This window comes from uncultured Desulfovibrio sp., from assembly GCF_944324525.1.
GTDB lineage: Bacteria > Desulfobacterota > Desulfovibrionia > Desulfovibrionales > Desulfovibrionaceae > Desulfovibrio.
The window spans coordinates 115,341-137,059 of the sequence record NZ_CALUWS010000002.1; the positions used below are offsets into that span (position 1 = coordinate 115,341).

The window sequence follows — 21,719 nt, forward strand, 5'->3', positions numbered from 1 at the left end:
GCGGCGGCGCGGTCCGCTTGTCTCCCTGGCCGGAATGCCGTATGGCTGGATAAACGGGACGTCCCTCCGGCGTCCGTAACACACAAGACATCCCTTCTGGATGTGCCGGGCGTCAGTCTGGGCAATATGGCTCCAGCTTTGCCGCCCTTGACGAGGACGACATGAGATGCTCCTTTCGCCGCAACGGCCTTGCCGCTCACCGGCTTCCGGCGCTGCTTGCGCTCTGCCTCATCCTGTGTCTGGCAGGCTGCGGGGCACGCCCTGACAGCGGCTCCCTTTCCCCGGTGAGCGTGGATGAAAACACAAGCTTTTATCTGGATATTTCGGGACGCGGCATCAATGCCGAGGATCTCAAATACACCATCATGGGCTACCTCCAGAGCGATACCGGCATGAACATGGCCGACACCCCCGGCCCGGGGACGCTGGTGGTGCGCGTGGACGTGCGGGAGATCTTCCCGGCGGGCAGCTCGAGCATGGACGCCCGGGAGACCCTGGGGACCACGACCACCGGGGTTCTGCTGGGAACGCTGGTGGGGGGACTGGCGGGCGGCCGCAGCGGCGCGCTCATCGGCGCGGGCGTGGGCGCGGCCACGGGTATCGGCGTCTCGGCGCTGGACAGCCGCACAAAGACCCTCTGGGCCATGCGCGCGGATGTCGGTCTGGCCCGCGACAAGGCCCCGGACAAGCTGGAAGAGATCGTCGTCAGCGCCGACGGCGTCAGCTCCCGCGACGAGGCCCTGCCCACCCTGCAGGACAAGCTGGCCCAGCGCATCAGCGCGGCGGTCACGACCTCCGCGACTTCCAGGAAACAGTGAGGCGGCCTGCGCCATCCTGGCCGGTCCCTTCAGGAGAAAAACGCCATGTCGATCAGCCGCCGGCGGAACGCATTGGCAAGGCGCTGGCGAACGTGCCGCCCGCTCTTGCGGCAGGCCCGGCTCACGGGGCGGCGCGCCCTCGCTCCGCTGGCGGTGGACAGCTCCCGCCCGCTTCGGGTATAGCAGAACATCTGACGGAACGGCTTGACGAACTTTTTTTCCTCTTCCTTGCCGCGGCGTGGACGGAACTCCCCCGATCCGCCTGGGCCATGCATGTCTCCATCGGCATCGAACGCGGCGGGGTGGCGGAAAGAGCGCGGCACGTCTCCGCCAGCCGCAACGATCCCCGGCTTCCCCGGGACACCGCCATGAATTTCTGCGAAAACGGCTCGCTCAACGCGTCAGCGAAGCGCTGACGATCCCGCCCCTCCCCTGACGGCGGGATGTCCTTACAACACGGATATTGCAGATGAAACAGTTGAACAGATCCCTCGTATGGCTGCTGCTCGCCTGCCTGCTGCTCTCCAGCGCCTGCGTGAAGCAGTCCCGGCAGGCCGGCCCGCTGGACGTCTACCGCAACGGCAAGCTGGATGAAGCCGGAACGGATATCGCCGACGTGGCCTTTGTCAGCGTACGGGACAGCACCACCCTGGTGGGGAACCTGCACGGCGAGATAGAGCGACGGCTGCAGGCGCACGGCATACAGCTGACCGGCAATCCGAGCCAGGCCGGCTATATCCTCCAGATCTCCGTCCTGTCCTGCGCCTCCTCATCCACAGACAGCCTGAAACAAAGCGTGGACGCCGGGTACGGCGCTCCCGTCGTCCTGTCCGGCAAGGGACATACGGCGCTCGTCACGGATGCTCTGCTGGTGCTGCGCCGCGTGCCGCGTGCCGGCAAGAAGCAGGCCCTGCAAAGCATCTCCAACCGGCAGGCCGTGGCCAGCAGCCAGATGCGGCTTGGCCTGCAGGCCCGCAAGGAGCTGGACACCAGCAAAGACCTGCCGCCTGACGTGGGCAACAAGCTGGCGGCCGAGATCTGCACCCCCATCCTGCATCACGCCGCCGGGACGGAAGACCCGCACGCCGCGCAGGAGCCCGCCGCCAAGGACAAGAAGAGTTCCGACGGCAAAAAGTAACCCTCACGGGAACAGACATCCCCGGCAGTCCACGCCTGACGGGGATGTTTTTTCAAATGACCTCAGAGCTTAGCGGGCAGCGGCCTGCAAAAAGTGCGTGCCGAAGCGCCGCCCCCGCTTGACGATGCCGTCCGCCAGCCCTGCCCGTTCGAGCAGCATGAAGGCGAAAGTGCAGTTGCAACTATGTCCGGCGGGGTCGCGTGCCGCCGAATCAAAAGAGTTGTCGAGCGCCCTAAGGTCGCCCGTATCCACGAACCTGCCGCAAAATTGCCGGTAGGCCTGATAAAAAATGTCCCAGCGCAGAAGCATGATGCTCTTTCCTCGCCGGTAACGGACGCCCTTGTCCTCGATCCTGACGATGGTCGATGTGCCGCCGCCGGGATTGGGCAGCACGTCCCCCACAGCGATATTCTCCTCTATCCGCTCCCTGAATGCGCAGAACTCCATACCCCCTCCTTGAGCATTTTCCGTTTGAAACGCGTTGCGCTCCCAACCATACGGCCTGTCGTTTCGCGGAAAAAACGCGTTTTTTCCGTTTGGTTTGGGCCGGGCGGCGCTGTGCCGCCGTTTCGGCAAGGCATGTCGGCTTCTTGACGAACGCAGGTCCCCTTCCCTCCTGACATGCCGCCGAAAAACAGTCAATCATGCATAATAATCAATTATAATATTTAACAAAAAAATATAAACGCACATTTTTTGCAGACTCCCTCGCGTCGTGTCCACTTTCTTCGGGAAGCGGCACGGCCATTTTTCGGGAGGGAGAACATGACCAATTCTTTGCCGCATATCCGGCCCCCTATGGAGAAGCAGAGCAGCCTCTCCCTGACGCAGGGGCGCAAGTCCGCCGATGCCGATACCTTTGCCGCCATGCTCCACAAGGAGACGGAAGGCGCTTCCGAAGCGGCGCAGGCCGCCGCCAAAGCCGGCTCCGGAACGGAAAAGACCCCGCCGCAAAAGGACGCCGCTGCAAAGGATACGGCGTCCCCCGCCCGCGAGGCTGTCGCGACGCGCCCCGAGCTGCCGGGCATCCCCCTGCACGGACGCGGAGCCAACCTCTTCCATCGCTCGGCCCTGGCCGGACGCAGCCCCAGTGAAGTCATGCAGGGGCAGCTTTTTTCCGACGCCTCGATGGACATCAAGCAGACGCAGGCGCTGGAAGGCCTCATGCAGACGATGGGCAACAGCGGGGACTCGCCGCTGGCCAGCGCCCAGAATTTCAGTCTCGCCCGCCAGCTTCCCGGGCTCAGCCTGTCCATGCGGGATCAGAACGTCATCCGGCAGCTGAGCAGCGACGACTATGTGCGCACGCACAATCCCTCCGATGCCGCATCGGCGCGAGGCCGCCGCAGATCCATGCGCAAGCGGCACAGCCGCCAGAACGGCTACGGCAACGAGGAGATTGGCTCCCTGTCCGCCCGCTTCGAGTCCGGCAAGGCCGGCATTTCCGCCATCGGTTATGACAGCAAGGGCGGCACGTCCTACGGCAAATACCAGATTGCCTCCCGCGTGGGCAGCATGGACGCCTTCCTTTCCTTCCTCGATTCGGAAGCGCCGGACATCGCCCGCCGCCTTCGCGGCTCCGGCCCGGCCAATACCGGCAGCCGTCAGGGCGCCATGCCTGACGAATGGCGCGCCATCGCCTCGGAACAGCCGGAGCGTTTCGGCAGCCTGCAGGAATCTTTCATCCGCGAAAGCCATTATGACCCTGCCGTCGCCGGCATCACCGAACGTACCCGCCTCAACATGGATGAGCTGTCTCCCATCATGCGGGAGGTCATCTGGAGCACCGCCGTGCAGCACGGCCCGCGTGGCGCGGTACGCATCTTTGAACAGGCGGATGCCGCCACCACCGGCAGCGGCAAGAAGTACGAGCGCAGCCTCATCTCCAACGTCTACGATATCCGTTCCGGCCAGTTCGGCGGCCATTCCGCAGGGATCCGGGCTTCCGTGCAAAGCCGCTTCAGGGAAGAAGAGGCCATCGCCCTGAACATGCTGGACGGCAACGGCTCCAAGACCGCCTGACGGCGTCCCGGACGGACGCGCTCCTGACGCGTTCGTGCGGCCCATTTGGTCACGGGGGAGCGGAGCGCGAAAGCCTCCCTCCCTCGTGACGGCCTGGCTGACGGCTGACGGGACGGCCGCAGCCGCCGGGCTGTCCGCCCCCCATGCGCGGCCCGGCTGCCGCACGAGCGCCATCATCCCTCAACCCGCGTCCCTGTCCGCCCTGTGCCTGCATGAGCGTCGATATCCTTTTCCTGAACCTTACCCGCTTCGGCGACCTGCTGCAAAGTCAGGCGCTGCTTGAGGACTGCCGCCGGGCCGGTCTGCGGACCGGTCTGGTCTGTCTGGACAATTTCGCAGCCGCCCTGCCGCTGCTGCGCTCCCTTGCCGAGGCCTGGCCCCTGCCGGGGGCGGAATTCCTCCGGCGGCTGGACGGCAAGGGGCCGGGCCGGAGCTGGCATGACGCCCCCGCCCTGCTGCTGGACTTCGTAGGCCGCCTGCGGCAGGAAGCCGCGCCGCGGCACGTCGTCAACCTGACGGCCACCCTGCCCGCCCGCCTGCTGGCCTCCCTGCTGGCTCCCAGCCCGGAGGCCGTCACCGGTTTCGCGCTGGACCGCGAAGGCTTCGGCCTCTGCCGGGGCAACTGGGCCGCCTATCTCTGCGGCACGACCCTCAAGCGCTGCAATGCGCCCTTCAACATGCAGGACATGTTCCGCATGGCCGCACGGCCGGCCGTGCGGGCCCTCGGCACGGCCGGGACGGATACGATACCGTCCCCCGGCGGACGCCTGCTGCCGCCCTCGGAGACGGCAAACGCCCAGGCCGCGACCCTGCTTGCCGCAGCCCCGGAAGGTTGCCGGGGCTTTGTGGGCCTGCAGCTCGGCGCAAGCCATCCCGCCCGGCAATGGCCGCAAAGCGCCTTCGCTCAGGTGGGGGACGGCCTGTGGCAGGCGGCGCGCCTTTGCCCCGTCCTGCTGGGAGCGCCTGCCGAAAAAGCGCTGGCGCGGGCCTATGCCCGGCAGGCCCGGGGCCCGTTCCTCGACGCCGTGGGCGCCACGACCCTCCCCGTGCTGGCCGCACTGGTCGCACGCCTGCGCCTGCTGGTCACCAACGATACCGGCACCATGCACCTTGCCGCCGGGCTGGGCATCCCCTCGCTAGCCATTTTTCTGGCCACGGCGCAGGCCTGGGATACCGGGCCCTATCTGGAAGGCTGCTGCTGCCTTGAGCCCGCCCTGCCCTGTCACCCCTGCGGCTTCAAACAGGCCTGTTCCCGTGACGGCGGCTGCGCCGGACACATCTCTCCGCGCACCGTCCTGCGGCTGGCGCTGGGCTGGCTGGAGTCCGGCCGCTGGGATGCCGGCCTGGATCAGGAGATCCGGCAGGAGGCCCGCGTCTGGCTGACGACGCGGGAGGCCGCCGGCGGTTTTGCCGATCTCCGCTGTCTGAGCGGACATGAACATGAAGACCGCAGCCTCTGGCTGCGCCTGCAACGCCGCTTCTGGCAAAAACTCCTGGACGAGATGGACGGCGTGTCCGCCGCGTCCGACGTCCCTGCGCTATCCTCGGACATCCTGTCCGCCGTGAAGGCCTCCGGCCTGGCCCGGGCACAGCTGCCCGTCCTGCGGGAAGCGGCGCACTTTCTGGCCGCCCTGCCGGATCAATGCCGTCTGGCCGCCGCGGGCCATCCCCGCATGGGGCAGCTCCTCCTGCGCGCCTGCGACCATATCCAGCGCCTTCTGGAAAGCCGGGACGAGCTGGCCTCCCTGGGCTACTTCTGGCATGAGGCGCGGCAGGCCCAGGGCGGCGACCTGCAGGCCCTGGGCGGGCTTGCCGGTACGCTTGCCCGCCATCTGGCGGAGTTGGACCGCCTTCTGGCATCTTGATAAGGTACGTTTTTTGCTTTAAGCTTCTCAAGCCCTATCCGGGAAAATTTTGCCGATGTGTCCCCGCCTTCCGACGGGAACTCTCACTGTTCGCTGATGCGAGGAGGTTTTATGATCATTGTGGACGGCCGTAACAGCGGCAAGGAAATTTCCAACTTTGCCAATCTCGAGGAGATCCTCGTGGACGTCATGGAAGGTGAAGGCATGGAAAATCGTGTGGTCACCGATGTGCTGGTGAACAACGAGCAATTTTCCGAAATCTACCCGCATCAGGCCGAAGATATCTCCACCGCCTCCATCACGTCCGTGGAAGTGCGCTCCATCGAAGCCTCTGAAATGGCGCTGGCCATTGCCGGGGAAATGGAAAAAGTCACCCGCATGATGGAAAGGGCCGCGCATGAGATCGCCCGTCTTTTCCGCGAAGCTTCCAACACCGACGCGCTCGAACTGCTGCAGGACCTGCTGGACGTCAACCGCGACTTCCTGAACATGCTCGCTCTGCTGCGGACCGATTATCTCAAGAGCCCCAAGAATGCCGACCTCAGCATCCAGGAGGAAAAATTTACCGACCTGCTTTCGGAAATGACCGAAGTTTTTGAAAGCGAGGACTGGATCCTGCTGGCCGACCTCCTCGAATACGAGTTCGCCCCCATGTGTATCGAATGGCGCACCATCAGCCAGAACGTCCACAAGGCCATGCAGGCGCAAAAGGCTTAACCGGAGGGGAACCATGTCGCAGTCTCTGAGCTTGCTGGATCAGGCCTTTCAGCTGGGTCGGCTGGAACGCGAGGCATTGAACGGCAAGAACTACGATCTGGCCGTGGAACTTTCCGAACAGCGTCAGCTGCTCACGCAGCAGGCCTGGGAAAAACTGCGCGAGGGAGACCGCCCCGCCTATCTTGAGCGTCTGCTGCGCATCGCCGATCTGCAAAAGGAGCTGACCGAGCTGGCCCGCGCGGCGCACAGCAGCATCCTGGCCGCCCTTCAGGGCTCGCGCCGCCAGAAAAAACGGCTGACCGGCTATCAGCGGACCATCGCGCTCAGCATCCAATAATTTTCGCCATTGCGGAAACAGGAAAGGGGAAACGCCATACGGCGTTTCCCCTTTCGCTTTTCAACGCGGTTTTTCCGCCTGCTTTGGGCCGGGCGGCGCTGTCAGCCGCCTCCAAAACCGGCTGCCCGCAGACATGCCGCACGCCTTACGGAGGCCCGTCACCTTGATGGAGTACGCATTCCCGGCTATGCTCCACGAGCCGGAACCTGCACGGGAAAGCCCGGCAGCATGCGCAGCAATGAGCAGCGACTCCATAAAGCGCATCGCCGCTTGCACGGGCAGCCTCCTTAAGCATTGCAACACGCTATTTCCCGGATGCGCCTACAGCCTCTTGCGGCCTGTCTTTCCGGATAATCGTTTTTTCAACAATCAATTGTCCATCAAGGAGAGGAGCATGTCCATATATTATGCCGCTAAAGGACTGCGCGGAAAGCCCTATCACAGTGACATCATAAACAAGGACCTGTTCGCATTTTTTCAGAAAAGAGCATCGAACTACTACTTCCCCTCTGATGAAGCGTTGCGTGCCGCCGACGCCTTTTCCAAATGCGATATGGATCTGATTCGATACACGGATGCGGATTACGAATATGCATGTGAGCAAGGGACATTCTATATCCCCAAATACATCTATGTGGGCGAGATCATCGAACCCGGCAAGATCTTCGATTATTATTATGTGGTGCTCTGCGGCGATGAGGTGGAGCTGCGCCACCTCTACCGGGATCGGCCGTGGCGGCATGATTTGCTGGTGGGGCAAGATACCGACGTCACTGACCCTGCCGTCATCGCCAAGATAGAGCGCACGCTGAAGGTATTCCTGGAGGCGAACACCCCCAAGATACCGGAGCCCGTACTCATATCGCGCAAGGCCCTGCTTGCGTTCTTTACCTTGCTCGGCGTCACCGATGCCGAAGAGCTGGCGGAAAAGATCCATGCCGCCGCCACAAGGCCGGCACAGTGCAGCGAACTCCTTGAAGAGTTCGATATGGATGAAGCCTACACCGGCTGGCATCTCGATTTGATGCAACTGGCCCTGAGGGATCGGGGACGCCTGGACTGGGTGGACTGGAAGGAAGCGCCGGAAGAAGTTTTCGCCTCCTTGTGCGCCCTCTTGCCGCAAGGGGCGGACGAACGCCTGCCCAACTGCGACAATGAAGACGCGTATCCCGAGGAAGTGCTGCATCATTGCAAGGCCGCAGTGCATGATCTCTATGGCCTGACGATCCTGCTGTGGGATATGGGCAGCGATGAATACGTCTTTATGGTCGTACCGAGCGACAAGGTGGAGGAAGCCTTTGCGGTGGCCTCCGACCTGGGCATCACCCTGCAACGCATCGAGGACGTATATCGCCCGGAATAAGTCGCGCCACAATGAAGGGGCTGGCCTGACCGGGGGAAAACAGTCGGGACAGCCCCAAGTGGAGCATTTTCCGCTTGAAACCCTTCATGCCGCAAACCATACGGCCTGACGCTTCACGGAAAAACGCGACTTTCCGCCTGGCTTGGGCCGGGCGGCGCTGTGCCGCCGCCTCGCGTCATCTCTTTTCCACTGGAAAACGCTCGAAAAAACGGCAAGCAAGATGCTCTGCTTCTGGGGTGCATCCAGAAATCGCGGAAGCGTTGGCGAAGCCACGGTGATTCCGCACAGTGCGCAAGATGCCCTGAGTCCCGGCTGTGCACATGGGATGACGGAAAACTCGCGCATACGAAAAAAGGCTTACGATGGATATCGTAAGCCTTTGATCTTTCTGGTTGCGGGGGCAGGATTTGAACCTACGACCTTCGGGTTATGAGCCCGACGAGCTACCGAGCTGCTCCACCCCGCGACAACACTGGGAAACGCCTTCCGGCGTTTCGATGGACTCTTTTTACGGAAAGCCCTCCTTCCTGTCAAGACTTTTTTTGCAACAGCATGGGCATCCGCAAAATGCCGCCCGACGATATCGCGGCAGGACAGCGGCAGGCGAACGGCAAAACGGCATCATCCTGCCGCAAAGCGATCCCTGATGGCGCGTGTACAGGGGAACGCCACGTTGCAGCAGGGGCGGGAAGCGTGCCATCCCGTTTCCGCCTGCTCGTGAGCAAGACCGCATGCGGACGCCGGCCAGCGCAAAGCGCAGCCTCCATGACCGTGCTGTGTAACGAGCTGTTGCGGGCGCGCCAAAATCCGCAAATGACGTTGACTTGTTGCCCTGCACCTGTCATCTTGGGGGAAAAGATACCTGACCGTATTTTCTGTTGCCGCCCGGCATTCGCGCACAGTCCGCGGTGAGGGGAGTATCCGCCTGTCCTGCCATGATATTTTTCCTGTGCTGAGCGCAGGCTTTGCAGGAAGCGGACATTCCCTCCGGGCATCGTTATCACCCTGTAACGGGAGCGGACTTCCGAAACGGAAGTCCCGGGGAGACATGGGATGAACAAAGGAAGGGCCATCGGCAGGATCATCAAGCGCTACCGGACGATCCTGCGCAATTGTCATATGCGTAACACCCTCGGCCCGCTTGCCGTTGCGGGCATGCTGCTCATGGGGTCGGCCGGCGGCGCATACGCCGTCACCACTCCCGCATACTGGGAGCAGCCCAGCGTGACCATCGGCAACGGCGAAACGCAAACCGTCGATGAACTCTACGACTTCGAATACGCTGACCCAGACGACACCACATCGGCCAACCGCAATATCCGCACCACGAGCCTGACCCTTGCCGGGGGCACCCTCATCATACGCAACGAGGCGCAGCTCAAGCACAACATTTTTGCCGATTCGCCCGGCATGAGCCTCGACATCCAGTCGGGAACGCTCCAGCTGGATGCTTCGGGGGGAAGCATCTACGCCAAATCCATCACGATCAGCGGCGGCTCCGTCACGCTCGGCGCGCAACAGGGAACCAGCACAACGCTTTCAAGCAGCTCCGGCATCACCATAACCGGCGGGACCGTTGAGCTTGGCAAAAGCGCCAACCTGATGGCCGGCTTGACGTCGCCATTTGAAGTCTCAGGAAACAGCGTTCTTCGCCTGCGCGGAGACGGGACCGCAAACTTGAACATCTATGGCGGCAACTTCCTCCTCAATGATTCCGCCGGGATCACGGTCGAGAACGGGGCGGACGCGGATTTCAACGTCATGGGAGCAACCATTACCGGTTCGTCAACTATCGATATTGAAGGCACCTTCCACGCCCGTCCGTGGCGAAGGCTGCCCAACAAAACCATCGACATAAATCAAACAGGCGGCACCGTCACGCTGTCGGCAGGCAATGGCGGCCCTTATCTGACCGATATGGGATGCCTGTACATCGACACGGGCGTAGCCTGGCTGCTGAACGGGGGAAAGATCGTCAACAACGGCTACATTGAGGTCATGGGGGTCCTTGATCTCACCAATGCCGGAAACAGCCTCACCAATAACGCCTTCCTGACCGTCAGAGGCAATAATCTGTTGGGAAAGATCTCTACGGGAAGGATCATCATGGACGATGCCCAGCTTGCCGGCATGCTCCAGACCGAAGGGACGCAAGTTACGGTGGACAAGTACGGCATACTCGATCTGGGCGAATCCGCCCGGATCGACGCCGACCTGTTCCGCAGCGCGCTGGATACGACGTCCACCACTCCCCGGCTCGCGATCTATAACGGCGGCAAGCTGGAGGTCACAACCCTGACGCTGAGCGGCAGAACCATGGAGATGGCCGCCGAGGGACAGATCAGCCTGAACTCGCTGACGCTGGATACGCCGGAACTTGCGTTGACCTCAGGAAAGATCCTCCTCAAGGGCGAAAGCGGTTCCGCGCTCAACGCCGCCGGCGGGCTGCGGCTCGCCGCCGCTGCCGCGGCGGATGCGGAGCTGCGGCTTGGCCACTACGACAGCGAGACCGGCACGCTCGCCACGGGCGGCACGCTGGCTGCCGACATCACCGCCGCCACGGGCACGGTCTCCGTTGCGGCCGGCACATGGACGCTGAACGCGGGCAAGACCCTCGATATCCAGTCCGGCAGCCTGCTCGCCATCGGCGGCTTCACGGACGCCAATTACCAGAGCGGCTCCAGCATGCCCGCCAAACTCGTCATCAACGGCACTCTCCTCAGCGCCGATGCCGGCAACGGTTCGCAGGGCGTCAACGTGGGGGAGGCGGGCACCCTTGAGGCGGGCAAAAACATCCTGCTGACAGGCACTGACCGCATAAACGGCCTGAACACCATCGACGTGGCCGCCGGCGGCTACCTGCGCGTGACCGGTCTGGGCACCATCACCAAGGACGATCTGGCCGCCATGCAGGGCAACCTCATGACCGGCGCGGGCACCTTCGACATCGCCGACGCCGTCATCGTGGACTCCGAAGTCCGACCGGACGGCACCATCGACTACGGCGACCTGCCCCCCGGCGGCGTCACCAGCGACACGTACAGGGATGCCGTCGTCGTCAACGTCAACGGCCCGCTCTCAGGCAATTTCGCCGGCGTGGAGCTGGCGAGCGGCGGCAGCATCAGCGTCAACGCCGGAACCACCCTGGTGCTCAACGGCAGCCAGGGGGGCGACCTCATCACGGACAGCAACGGAGCGCTGGCGGGCCTCAGCACCTCGGGGGCCTTCTATCTGGGCGAAGCCGGACAGGGCGGCAGCGGCGCCGTCGGCGACGTCAGCCTCACCTCGGCCGGCGCCAGCCTTACGGCGCAGGGCGGCGGCAGCTACAGCGCCGGGAGCATATCCGCCGTCAATCCCAACGAAGGCGCGGTCAGGAGCACGGGCGCGGCGCTCACGGCCGATGCCATCGGCAGCGCCGGCAATCCCGTGGGGCTGGTCGAATCGACGGACGGCGGCAGCATCGTGTCGTTGAGCGACATCAATGCGCGCGTCCTCAAGCTGACCAGCGGCGACGTCCAGTCCAAGGCCGCCATCACGGCGCAGCGCGTGGACATCCAGAACGGCACGCTGCGGGCGACGGGCGACATCACCCTGAAGGGCGACGGCACGAGCGCCGGTCAGATGGTCAACGGCGACATTATTTCCGACGGCAGCATCATCCTGCAGGACGCCTTCACCGGCACCGGACACATCCAGGCGGCCGGCAACATCCAGGCCACGAGCATCAATATGAACAAGAGCCCCTATGGGCTCTGGATCGCCGCGGGCGGAAGCTTCAAGGCCGACTATGTGAGTGCCGCTTCCATCACGGCCAAACGCCTGCAAGTGACGAATGACGTGCAACTGAGTTCCGGCAACCTGACGCTTTCCGGCAGAGGGCCCAGTGAAGCCAGCAGCATCGGCGGCAACCTCACCGCGTACTCGGCGGATGTGCGGGCGGGCGATTTGGCGATCGGCGGGACGCTGAAACTGTACGGCGACTCGCGGGCCGACATTGAGAACCTGTCGCTGAAGGGCGCCGTCAACTGGATCGGCACGGGCGCGGATACGCAGGGCAGCCGCCTCACGGTATCCGGCACCCTGTCGCTCAACGGCAACGTGCTGGCCGTCGACCCGGCCTGGGGCGGCGAAGCCTCCAACGTGGCGGTCAACAGCATCAACGATACGGCCTCCGCCGCCGGCATCGTGATCAACGGCGGCGTGGCCGTGGGCCAGAACGCGTATGCCGCCATCGGCACCGCGGACAATGCCTGGCTGCCCGCCCAGACGCCCGGCGGCCTGTCGCAGGACGGCATCACCGCCGCGCTGGGCATCTTCCGGCCCGTCTCGCTCGCCGCCGGCGGCAAGCTCTACGTCAACGGCGCGCTGGCCGACGCCGCCCTCGTGGACGGCAAAAGCGGCGCGTATGATGCCGCAAGCGCCGACTCCGCCATCTTCGCCCCCGGCAGCCTGCTGGTCATCAACGGGAAGGATGCGGACATCCTCAACGGCACTGCCGCCGCCATCACCTTTGAAAACGGCAAGGGCAGCGTCACCGCCGAAAACGGCGCCAAGCTCTGCGTGACGGATGCCGTGGCCAACACGCAGTACAGCCTGCTGTCTGGAGTCTCGTCCGTGACCCTCAACGGCGGCTGGCAGGGCGACAACGTATTGACCTCCTCCCGCATGCTCGGGCTCATCGCCGATGTGGATGATGCGGCGGGCACCGTCACCCTGAGGACTGTCCTCAACGACGCCCGTACGGCCTTCCCCGGCCTGAGCGACGGCATGGCCGCCGCCGTGAACAGGCTGTACGCCCCTGTGGGCGATCCGTCCCTTGGCTGGACCGATCTTGCGGACGTGGACTCCCCGAATATGGGCGTGCGCTTCCTCAGCCGGGCCACGGACAGCCGCTTTGTGGGCAACGGCAGCGAACCCGCCGTACGGACCATCGAGAGCGCGGCCCGCATGGCCGTGGCCGGAGCCGTGCCGCAGATGACGAAGATGGCGGCCGATGCGGCGGCCAGCGCCGTGGCCGGCCGCATGAGTCTGGCCGGCCCGGCCGGCGGCCTGCAAAGCATGGACGCCGAGGGCAAGCTCACGGGCCGCGACACCTCCGGCTTTGCTCTCTGGATCTCCCCCACCTGGCAGAACAGGAGCGGTTACAACATGGACGCCGGACATCTGGACGGCGGCTTCAACGGCAACATCGGCGGCATCAGCCTCGGTGCGGATTATACCTTTGAGAATGCACTCCGGGCCGGTGTCGCCCTCAGCCTCGGCGGCGGCTATGCCGTCTCCGCCGGAGACTTTGCCGACACCACCAACAGCATGAGCTACTGGGGCGTCGAAGCCTATGCGGGCTGGCGCTACAAGGACTTTGCGCTCATGGCGGACGCCGGCTATACCGGCTCCTATCACAAGCTGGAGCAGGAACTCGGCGCGGGCATGCAGATGCGCGACCTGACGGCGGACGTGCAGGCCGGGGCCTGGCAGGCGGGCCTGCGGGCCGAATACCGCTTTGACGGCTCGGTGCTGGACGTCATCCCCCATGTGGGCGCGCGCTACATGAACCTGACCACCTGGGGATATGACGTCAAGAGCAACGGCACCCTGCTGGAAGCCGACAGCATGACCCAGCACATCTGGACATTCCCCGTCGGCGTGACCTTCAGTCAGGACTTCACTCTTGAAAGCGGCTGGTTCGTGCGGCCGTCGCTGGATGTGACGCTCATCCCCGCTGCCGGGGACGTCAGGGCCAACGGGGACGTCCGCTTTACCGGCCTGCCCGGCATGTACGAGATGGAAAATCAGGTCATGGACTACCTGACCTGGCAGGGAAGCGCCGGACTGGAATTCGGCTGCGACAACATGTCCCTTGGCGTCAGCTACACCGTGCAGACCGGCCAGACGGGCACGGGGCACGGCGTCTTCGCCGCCTTCCGGTATGAGTTCTAAGCGAGCTGAAAGGGAAACGTCATGTCATATGTTCGTCATCTGCTCCTGCTGCTTGCGGCCGTTCTGCTTTGGGGCGGGACGCCGTGGGCCGCTCCGCTGCTGAAAAGCGTGGACGTCAACGTCATCCTGCAAAAATCCCGGCCCGCGCGGGATGCCGCCGCCCATCTGGAAAAGGTGCGCGCCACCCTCCAGCAGGGTTACGATACGCTTGCCGCCAGCCAGAAGGACAAAAAAGACATAGCGGAAGAGGCCCGGAAGATGGATCTGGCCCGCGCTCAGGCCCTGCTGCAAAACCAGATGAATCTGGAAACGGCGGCCGCCCGAAAGATCGTGCTCGAGGCGCTGGCCAAGACCTGCGAAGCCTGGGGCAAGGAGCATCCCACGCTCTGGCTCGTCCCGCGCGGCAGCGTGCTTGCGGCTCCGGCGGCGGACGATGTGACGCCGGACATCCTGAAACGCATGGAATCGCAGCAGGTGACCTTCCCGGCCCTGCCCACCGTGACCATCAAGGACGGCTCCATCGAGGACGGTTCCCTCCGGAAAGAGACGCCGCCCGCCGCCATCACGCCGGACGGTGAATTCCGCGCTCCGATCAAGGATACGCCTTATCCCGGCGCGGCCGCCACGCCCCAAAAACCTTAGAGCCATTCCATATTGAAAATAGCGTTGACGCTATCATGAATTGCTTTGGAGGGAAGGGATCCCCTCGCCTCGCGCGGGCGGGGTCCCCCTTCCTCCCCAAGCCCCCCCTTCCTTCCCCAGCGCGCATTTTGAGCGTTTTGCCTTGGGAAAAGGCATGACGCAAGGCGGCGGCACCGCGCCGCCCGGCCCGAACCAAGCGGAACAGCGCGCTTTTTTCTGCAACACGACAGACCTACGTCTTGGAGCGCCAAGCGTTCCAAACGGAAAATGCGCATGATGCCTTGCGGATGTGCGGCCGTCGCCTCAGTCCCGCGCACCGCGTCCGCAAGCCGCCGTCTGCCGCCAGCAGATCAGCAAAAGGAGCAGCATTGCGGACGCCGCCACATAGGCCGCGTCCATGCCCAGCCAGTCCTGCAGGGCATAGGCGAGCACCGGCCCGACGGCCGAACCGCAATCCGCAATGAAGGTATAGGAAGAAAGAGTCAGCGTGGGGTGACCGTGCCGCATGGCCGTATCCGAGGCCGCGGCGTCCGCCAGCGTGGAAAGCCCTGTGGCGCAGGCTTGCGAAAGGAGCAGCAGCGCCAGCCAGCACGGCACGGGCAAAGGCAGGGCCACGAGCCCCAGCGCGACCGCGGCAAGGACCAGACAGGCCCGCAGCACCGGCGCACGCCCGCGCGGCCCGTCCGACAGACGGCCGAACCACGGCGCAAGCCAGGGCTCCCACCCCCAGCGCAAGGCCTGCAGCAGGCCCGCCAGCGTGGCGCAGCCCAGCACAAGGCTCCCGCTCAGGGGCAGATCCCCCACATGCAGGGCCACCATGCGGCTCAGGCTGGAGGCATAGATGCCCTGAAAGACCAGCGTCACCAGAAAGCCCGTGGCAAAAATGCGCCGCATGGCCGGCAGGCGCAGATGCCTGCGCACCAGCAGCGTGCCGGCCTCGCGCCCCTGCGCGGCCGTAGGGCGGCCGTCGGCGGGCAGGCAAAACAGGCCCGGCAGCAGGCCCAGCAGGGTCAGCAGGCCGAACAGCACGGCCACGGCGGAGAAACCGAAGAGGTCCGCCAGCAGACCGCCGCCCAGCATGCCCGCCAGACTGCCCAGCCGGACGAGACCGTTATAGCTGCCCATGAGGTAGCCGCGATTCTCCTTGCTCGACGCCTCGGTCAGAGCAAAGAGCGCCCCCAGCCGCAACAGCGTCCAGGCCAGCCCCCAGAGACAGCGCAGCAGCAGCCAGACGGCGAAGGACTGCGCCACGCCGTACAGCAGCGTCGTGCCCGCCGCCAGCAGGACGGCCAGCAGCATGCCCGTCCGGCGGCTGAAGCGGGTATAGAGCCGCCGCACCAGCGGATTGAGGGGCAGACGGACAAGACGGTTGACGGCCAGCAGCACCCCCACCTGCCAGAGCGCATCCAGGCCGCATTGCTGCCAGCACAACGGCAGAGCGATGTACAGCATGGTGTCCCCGATGAGGCAGAAAGCGGTGATGGCCGCCATGATGCGCGCCAGCCGCAGGGCTTGCGGCGGGCAATCCGCAGCCGCACGGGGCACTGACGAAACGGACGGCATGACGCGGGCCAGGGCCTCAGGCGTCACGCCGGGCCAGCGAGGCCAGGGCCAGCCGGGCCAGCAGTTCGACGCCGCGCGGCAAGACCCGCTCGTCAAAGGTGAAACGCGGCGTATGGTGGCCGGAGGGCCTGTCCGCGCCGAGCTGGAGATAGACGGCCTGTCCGCCGTCCTCCTCCACCTTGTTCATGAACCAGCAGAAATCTTCGGAGGCCCGAAACTCCGCCTGCGGCAGGATGCGGGAAAAGCCGCCCATCTCCCCGGCCACACGCCCCACCAGGGCCGCCAGTTCGGGATGGGAGGACGCGCCGGGACAATAGCTCTGACAGAGCAGGCGGGCGGTACAGCCGTGCATGCGGGCCGCGCCCTGCACCATGCGGCGCACTTCCGCCATCATGAAGCCGTTGATGTCGCTGTTCTCCCCTCGCGTCTCCCCCCGGAACCAGGCATGGGCGGGGATGGCGTTGGGGGCTTCGCCGCCGCGCATCTCCCCGACATTGATGCGGGAGGAACCTTCCCCGTGCCGGGCGATGCCCAGCAGGGCCGTGCAGGCCGTGCAGGCGGCAAGCAGGGCGTTGCGGCCCTCCTGCGGCGCAAGGCCGGCATGGGCGGCGCGTCCGTCGAAGAAGACCTCGAAGTTGGTGGTGGCCAGGAAATGCGTGGTGCCGCAGACCAGCGTCCCGCTGTCCCCGGCCTGCATGCTGAGATGGATGCCGAACAGACGGGAGACCCCGTCCGCCGCGCCCGCTGCCACCATGCCGGGCGCGCCCTCGCCCTCCTCTTCGGCCGGCTGGAAGATAAGACGTATCCGCCCCCGGAAGCGCGCTTCCAGTTCAGGACGCAGAGCCGCCAGCAGCCGCGCCAGCCCCAGCCCGAGGGCCACATGTCCGTCATGGCCGCAGGCGTGCATGGCGTCATCCCGGCAGGAGGCGAAGCCCGCCGCCGCAGGCGCATGGTCCGCCTCCCGGCATTCGCTTATGCCGGCGTTGGCGTCCATATCGAAGCGAAAGGCGATCAGGGGCCCGGTCTCGTCTTCTCCCGCGTCCGCCGGAGCGCCCGCAAGGTCGAGATCCCCCCAAAGGCCGGTCAGCCCGTCGGGCATGCGCTCCAGCCAGTGCGCGGCCACTCCCTGGGCCGCCGCCCGGGCCTGCTCGTCGCGCACCATGTCCGGAGGGAGCCGCCGCGGCCGGGCCTGCGGCAACAGGGCCTCCTGCCCCATGCGTACGGCAAAGCCGCATTCTTCCAGCGTCTGCGCCGCCAGCGCCGCCGTCCGGTACTCCGCCCAGGCAGGTTCGGGATGGCGATGCAGATCGCGGCGTACGCGCACAAGCCATGCCTCTTCCTTCCGCGCCAGTCCCTGCAGGCGTTGTTCCAGCTCGTCCATATTTCCCCCCTGATGTCCGGCATTTGCCAAGCCGACGTGTGCAGGATACTATCGAAGCGCCGTCCGGCGCAAGTCGCCCGGACGGGCCGTCCGCAGCTCAACATGCTCCAACAGACAGGGATGTCCCATGGTCACCTTCATCGCTTCCGTGGTCTTTGCCGTACTTGTCTCCTTTCTCTGCTCGCTGACCGAGGCGGCCCTCTACGCCGTGCCCTGGTCGGCCATCGAAAAAGCCCGTCGGGCGGGACGGCCGGTGGGCGAACTGCTGTTCGCCATGCGCAGCGAGGTGGACAAACCCATTGCCGTCATCCTGACCTGCAACACCATCGCCAATACCGCCGGGGCGGCCGTGGCCGGTTCGGCCTTCACGGCCGTGTTCGGGGACACCTGGCTGGCGCTCTTTGCCGCCTTCTTCACCGTGCTCATCCTTGCCTTCGGCGAGATCGTGCCCAAAACGCTGGGCGTGGCCTACGCCTCGCCCATCATGGAAGTGCTGGCCCGCCCCCTGGCCCTGGCCATCAAGCTGCTGACGCCCCTGCTCTGGCTGACCACCCTGCTGACCCGCCTGCTGACGCCCGCCGCCAAGGGCCCCGAGATCTCCGAGGACGATATCCGGGCCGTGACGAGCCTCTCGCGGGAAGCCGGACAGATCCAGCCTTACGAGGAAAAATTCATCCGCAACGTGCTGGCGCTGGACCAGAAGCGTGTCCATGAGATCATGACGCCGCGCACCGTGGTCTTCTCCCTGCCGGACGACTGCACCGTGGAAGAGGCCTACAACAACCCCCAGACCTGGCACATCAGCCGTATCCCTGTCTGGGGCGAGGACAACGAGGATCTGGTCGGCCTGGTGGAACGCCGCCTGCTGGGGCTGGCCATGCGCGGCGGCAAGGGCGCACAGCCGCTGTCCTCCATCATGCAGCCTCTGCACTTCATCCTTGAGAACCAGACGCTGGACGTCCTGCTGCGGGAGCTGCTCGCCGCCCATGTCCATCTTTTCGCCGTGCTGGACGAATACGGCGGTCTGGCCGGGGTCGTGACGCTGGAAGACGTGATGGAAGAGATCCTCGGCAGCGAGATCATCGACGAGAGCGACAACGTGGACGATCTGCGCGAGATGGCCCGCAAGCGCCGCGCCAGCCTGGCAGGCCGCGCCGCGGAGGCGGATGCCCCCGCTGACGGAGCGGCGGCGTCCGTGGACAGGCAGGCCGAACAGGCGGAGGACTGTGCTTGCAATCACAAGGATTCATAAGGACTGGCTGTCCTATCGAGAGCAATTCCTACTTGCCAAATGGTGAGCGGCATGCTATGTAAAGCACGCTTTTTCCTACTCCGGTGAGGTATACATGGCCCGCAAGAATTCCACCGTCACGTACGCACTGGCCGGGCTGCTCTTCCTGGGCGGCATCGGCTGGCTTCTGTATTCGGGTTTTTCCGAGAACAGCATCTATTTCCTCAATGTCTCCGAGGCCAAGGCGGCCACGGCCGAGAACCTGCGCGCGGCGCGGCTTTTCGGCACGGTCGCGCCTGAGGGCATCAGTTCTCCGCAGGACGGGCCGGGCGTTGCCTTCCTCCTGCAGGACAAGGACGACCCCCGGCAGACCATGCCCGTGAGCTTCCGGGGCATCGTGCCCGACAACTTCAAGGCCGGGGCCGAGGTCATCGTGGAAGGCCGGATGAATCCCGACAAGAGCTTTTCCGCCAAGATCCTCATGACCCAGTGCCCGTCCAAGTACCAGAAGGAAAATCGCAAGACCTAGACGGCTGCGCGGCCCGGCCCTTTGCGGACGCTCCGCCTTGCCGTCCGGCCATGCGTCTGCCGCCGTGTCGAAGGAGGACGAACCCTGCCCGCGCGGCAGGTGGCGGTCCTGTTCGGCCCCGGACCGGCCCCCGCATGCGCGGCGTATGGCGCGCGCATGACGGCCCGCGCCCGCCGGGCCCTCGTCCATGCCGGGACACGGTACGGCGGCTGCCCGTTCCACTGACTTCCAAAGGATCCACATGTACTTTTTCGCCTTCGCCCTCCTGCTCCTGACCCTGCTGCTGGCTTCCGGCGGCGGGATACTTGCCCTGCTCCAGCTCTGGCGGCCGCAGGAAAGACCCACGCTGCCCCTGGTGGAAAAAGTCCACTGGGGCGTGTCCCTCTGCCTGCTCGTGGCCTCGGCCTGTCTGCTGCACGCCCTGTACTGGCAGGATTATTCCCTGAAGTACGTGGCCGACTACACGGACAATGTGCTCCATCTCTTCTACCGCCTGACGGCTTTCTGGGCCGGACAGCCCGGCTCCATGCTCTTCTGGGCGCTGGCGGTGGGGATCATGGGTTCCATTTTCGCCTGTACCGGCGGCTATCGCCGCCTGAAAGACACGACCCGTCTCTGGTTCTGGACGTTCTTCCTGGTCATCATGGCCTTTTTCGCCCTGCTGCTCTGCGTCTGGAACAATCCCTTCATCATGCTGGACCCCGCCCCGGCGGACGGTAACGGGCTGAATCCCCTGCTGCAGAACCCGGGCATGATCTTCCATCCGCCGCTGCTCTTCCTGGGCTATGGCGGCTTTGCCATCCCCACCTGTCTGGCGCTGGCGCAGGCCCTTTCCCGCCAGCCGGACGAAACGCGCTGGTTCGACCTGGCCCGTCCCATCACCCTGCTGGCCTGGGCCTTCCTGACGGCGGGCATCGTGCTGGGCATGTGGTGGGCCTACATGGAACTGGGCTGGGGCGGCTACTGGGCCTGGGACCCGGTGGAGAACGCCTCGCTGGTCCCCTGGCTGGTCGGCACGGCCGCCCTGCACACGGCCATCGTCGAGAAGCGGCGCGGCCGCCTGACCCGCTTCAACGTGCTCCTCATGGGCTTGACCACCCTCTCGACCTTTTTCGCCACCTTCCTCGTGCGCAGCGGCGTCATCGAGTCCGTGCATGCCTTCGGCAGCGGCAGCGTCGGCTTCCCGCTGGGCATCTTCGTGACGGCGGGACTTGTGCTGAGCATCGGCATCGCTCTGCTTTCCCCGGCGGGACGGCGCGCATCCTCCGACGGCGAGCGCAAGACGCGCCTCATCCCCGCCGAGGATACCCTGCTGGCCGTGGCCGTGCTGCTGCTGGTCATGGCGGTCATCATCCTCAACGCCACCATGTGGCCGGTGACGACCTCCCTGTTCAGCACCGCCAGCATGGGCCTTGAGGCTTCCTTCTACAACCGTGTCATCCTGCCGCTAGGCGCCGCCATGCTGCTGTTGCTGGCCTACTGCCCCTGGCTGGTGCAGGGCCGCCGCCTCGCCCGCGGCATCGTCCTGCTCGGGGCCGCGGGCAGCGCCGCGCTCCTCTGGCTGCTGGGCTACCGCAATGTGGTCGCTCTGCTGACCACGGCCGGCGTCGTGGGCTTCCTGCTGGGCCTGCTGCTGCGCGCTGCCTCCACGCCTCTGCGGCAGCTCCCCCGCCGGGTGGGCGCGCTGGGCCTGCACCTCGGTCTGGCCCTCATGGCGCTGGGCATCGCCTTTTCCGGCCCCTACAAGCAGGAGGCCGACCATTCCTTTGCCCCGGGCGACAGCATGACCATCGGCGACGTCACCGTGACCCTCAAGAACCTCTTTGAAGGCACGCAGCCCGGCTACCACTTCCTGGAAGCCCAGCTTGAAGTGCGCCGGGTGGATGCCGTCATCGGCGAGCTGACGCCCCAGCGGCGCATCTACGACAAGTTCGGCAACATGCAGTTCACGGAAGTGGACGTCATCCCCGGTCTGGGCAATGAGGTGTACGCCTCGCTGCTGGGGCTGGATCAGGAAGGCAGGGCTTATGTCAAGATCAGCCTGGAACCGCTGGTCAACTGGCTCTGGATCGGCGGCACGCTGCTCTGCCTCTTCCCGCTGCTCATGCTGCGCCGCCGTCCCGATCAGCGCCGTCCCGGCGGCAAGCGCTGAGGCGAGGCGCACCACAGGCTGCCG

General features: G+C 65.1%; 16 protein-coding genes and 1 tRNA gene. 12 read left to right on the forward strand and 5 right to left on the reverse strand.

Annotated elements, in window-relative coordinates; all coding sequences use genetic code 11:
* The first annotated feature begins 161 nt into the window (after positions 1 to 161).
* Positions 162 to 818, forward strand: coding sequence for a hypothetical protein (locus Q0K12_RS01320; protein WP_297259698.1), 657 nt, complete (start codon positions 162 to 164; stop codon positions 816 to 818).
* 29 nt (positions 819 to 847) lie between these two features.
* On the opposite strand, the gene Q0K12_RS01325 is transcribed toward Q0K12_RS01320, so the two are convergent.
* The gene (locus Q0K12_RS01325) at positions 848 to 1,141 is read right to left on the reverse strand and encodes a hypothetical protein (protein WP_297259700.1); all 294 of its coding nucleotides are present in this window, start codon (positions 1,139 to 1,141) and stop codon (positions 848 to 850) included.
* Positions 1,142 to 1,287: 146 nt separating this feature from the next.
* Here Q0K12_RS01325 and traT point away from each other — a divergent pair, with 146 nt between their 5' ends.
* Positions 1,288 to 1,956 (forward strand): complement resistance protein TraT, encoded by a 669-nt coding sequence (gene traT, locus Q0K12_RS01330; protein ID WP_297259702.1) that lies wholly within the window; start codon positions 1,288 to 1,290, stop codon positions 1,954 to 1,956.
* A 69-nt stretch (positions 1,957 to 2,025) separates the two neighbouring features.
* Here traT and Q0K12_RS01335 read toward each other — a convergent pair whose 3' ends face one another.
* A complete protein-coding gene (locus tag Q0K12_RS01335; protein WP_297259703.1) occupies positions 2,026 to 2,403 on the reverse strand; it encodes a hypothetical protein in 378 nt (125 codons plus the stop codon).
* Positions 2,404 to 2,721: 318 nt separating this feature from the next.
* Here Q0K12_RS01335 and Q0K12_RS01340 point away from each other — a divergent pair, with 318 nt between their 5' ends.
* The 5 genes from Q0K12_RS01340 to Q0K12_RS01360 all read left to right on the forward strand — a co-directional run bounded on the left by Q0K12_RS01340 (position 2,722) and on the right by Q0K12_RS01360 (position 8,260).
* Positions 2,722 to 3,978: a hypothetical protein gene (locus Q0K12_RS01340; protein WP_297259705.1), complete on the forward strand. Its 1,257-nt coding sequence runs from the start codon at positions 2,722 to 2,724 to the stop codon at positions 3,976 to 3,978.
* A gap of 212 nt (positions 3,979 to 4,190) precedes the next feature.
* Positions 4,191 to 5,843 carry a glycosyltransferase family 9 protein gene (locus Q0K12_RS01345; RefSeq protein ID WP_297259707.1) on the forward strand — a complete coding sequence of 551 codons (1,653 nt, stop codon included), beginning with the start codon at positions 4,191 to 4,193 and terminating at the stop codon, positions 5,841 to 5,843.
* A gap of 111 nt (positions 5,844 to 5,954) precedes the next feature.
* Positions 5,955 to 6,560 carry a hypothetical protein gene (locus tag Q0K12_RS01350; RefSeq protein ID WP_297259709.1) on the forward strand — a complete coding sequence of 202 codons (606 nt, stop codon included), beginning with the start codon at positions 5,955 to 5,957 and terminating at the stop codon, positions 6,558 to 6,560.
* A 13-nt stretch (positions 6,561 to 6,573) separates the two neighbouring features.
* On the forward strand, positions 6,574 to 6,897 hold the full coding sequence (locus Q0K12_RS01355; protein WP_297259711.1) for a hypothetical protein: 324 nt from the start codon (positions 6,574 to 6,576) through the stop codon (positions 6,895 to 6,897).
* Between the two features lie 553 nt (positions 6,898 to 7,450).
* Positions 7,451 to 8,260, forward strand: a complete 810-nt coding sequence (locus Q0K12_RS01360) for a hypothetical protein (RefSeq protein ID WP_297259713.1) — start codon at positions 7,451 to 7,453, stop codon at positions 8,258 to 8,260.
* A 389-nt stretch (positions 8,261 to 8,649) separates the two neighbouring features.
* Here Q0K12_RS01360 and Q0K12_RS01365 read toward each other — a convergent pair.
* A tRNA-Met gene (locus tag Q0K12_RS01365) sits at positions 8,650 to 8,726 on the reverse strand.
* Positions 8,727 to 9,313: 587 nt separating this feature from the next.
* On the opposite strand from Q0K12_RS01365, the gene Q0K12_RS01370 reads away from it, so the two are divergent.
* Positions 9,314 to 14,197: an autotransporter domain-containing protein gene (locus Q0K12_RS01370; protein ID WP_297259714.1), complete on the forward strand. Its 4,884-nt coding sequence runs from the start codon at positions 9,314 to 9,316 to the stop codon at positions 14,195 to 14,197.
* 21 nt (positions 14,198 to 14,218) lie between these two features.
* Positions 14,219 to 14,839 carry an OmpH family outer membrane protein gene (locus Q0K12_RS01375; protein WP_297259715.1) on the forward strand — a complete coding sequence of 207 codons (621 nt, stop codon included), beginning with the start codon at positions 14,219 to 14,221 and terminating at the stop codon, positions 14,837 to 14,839.
* A 303-nt stretch (positions 14,840 to 15,142) separates the two neighbouring features.
* Here Q0K12_RS01375 and Q0K12_RS01380 read toward each other — a convergent pair whose 3' ends face one another.
* Complete coding sequence (locus tag Q0K12_RS01380; protein ID WP_297259716.1) at positions 15,143 to 16,429, reverse strand: MFS transporter; 1,287 nt, start codon at positions 16,427 to 16,429, stop codon at positions 15,143 to 15,145.
* A complete protein-coding gene (locus tag Q0K12_RS01385) occupies positions 16,419 to 17,783 on the reverse strand; it encodes an amidohydrolase (protein ID WP_297259718.1) in 1,365 nt (454 codons plus the stop codon). Before Q0K12_RS01385 ends, Q0K12_RS01380 begins: the two co-directional genes overlap by 11 nt.
* 127 nt (positions 17,784 to 17,910) lie before the next feature.
* Here Q0K12_RS01385 and Q0K12_RS01390 point away from each other — a divergent pair, with 127 nt between their 5' ends.
* From Q0K12_RS01390 to ccsA, 3 genes are all read left to right on the forward strand, one after another.
* On the forward strand, positions 17,911 to 19,035 hold the full coding sequence (locus Q0K12_RS01390; protein ID WP_297259720.1) for a CNNM domain-containing protein: 1,125 nt from the start codon (positions 17,911 to 17,913) through the stop codon (positions 19,033 to 19,035).
* Between the two features lie 94 nt (positions 19,036 to 19,129).
* Complete coding sequence (locus Q0K12_RS01395) at positions 19,130 to 19,543, forward strand: cytochrome c maturation protein CcmE (RefSeq protein ID WP_297259722.1); 414 nt, start codon at positions 19,130 to 19,132, stop codon at positions 19,541 to 19,543.
* Positions 19,544 to 19,784: 241 nt separating this feature from the next.
* Positions 19,785 to 21,695, forward strand: a complete 1,911-nt coding sequence (gene ccsA, locus Q0K12_RS01400; RefSeq protein ID WP_297259724.1) for a cytochrome c biogenesis protein CcsA — start codon at positions 19,785 to 19,787, stop codon at positions 21,693 to 21,695.
* Positions 21,696 to 21,719 lie beyond the last annotated feature (24 nt).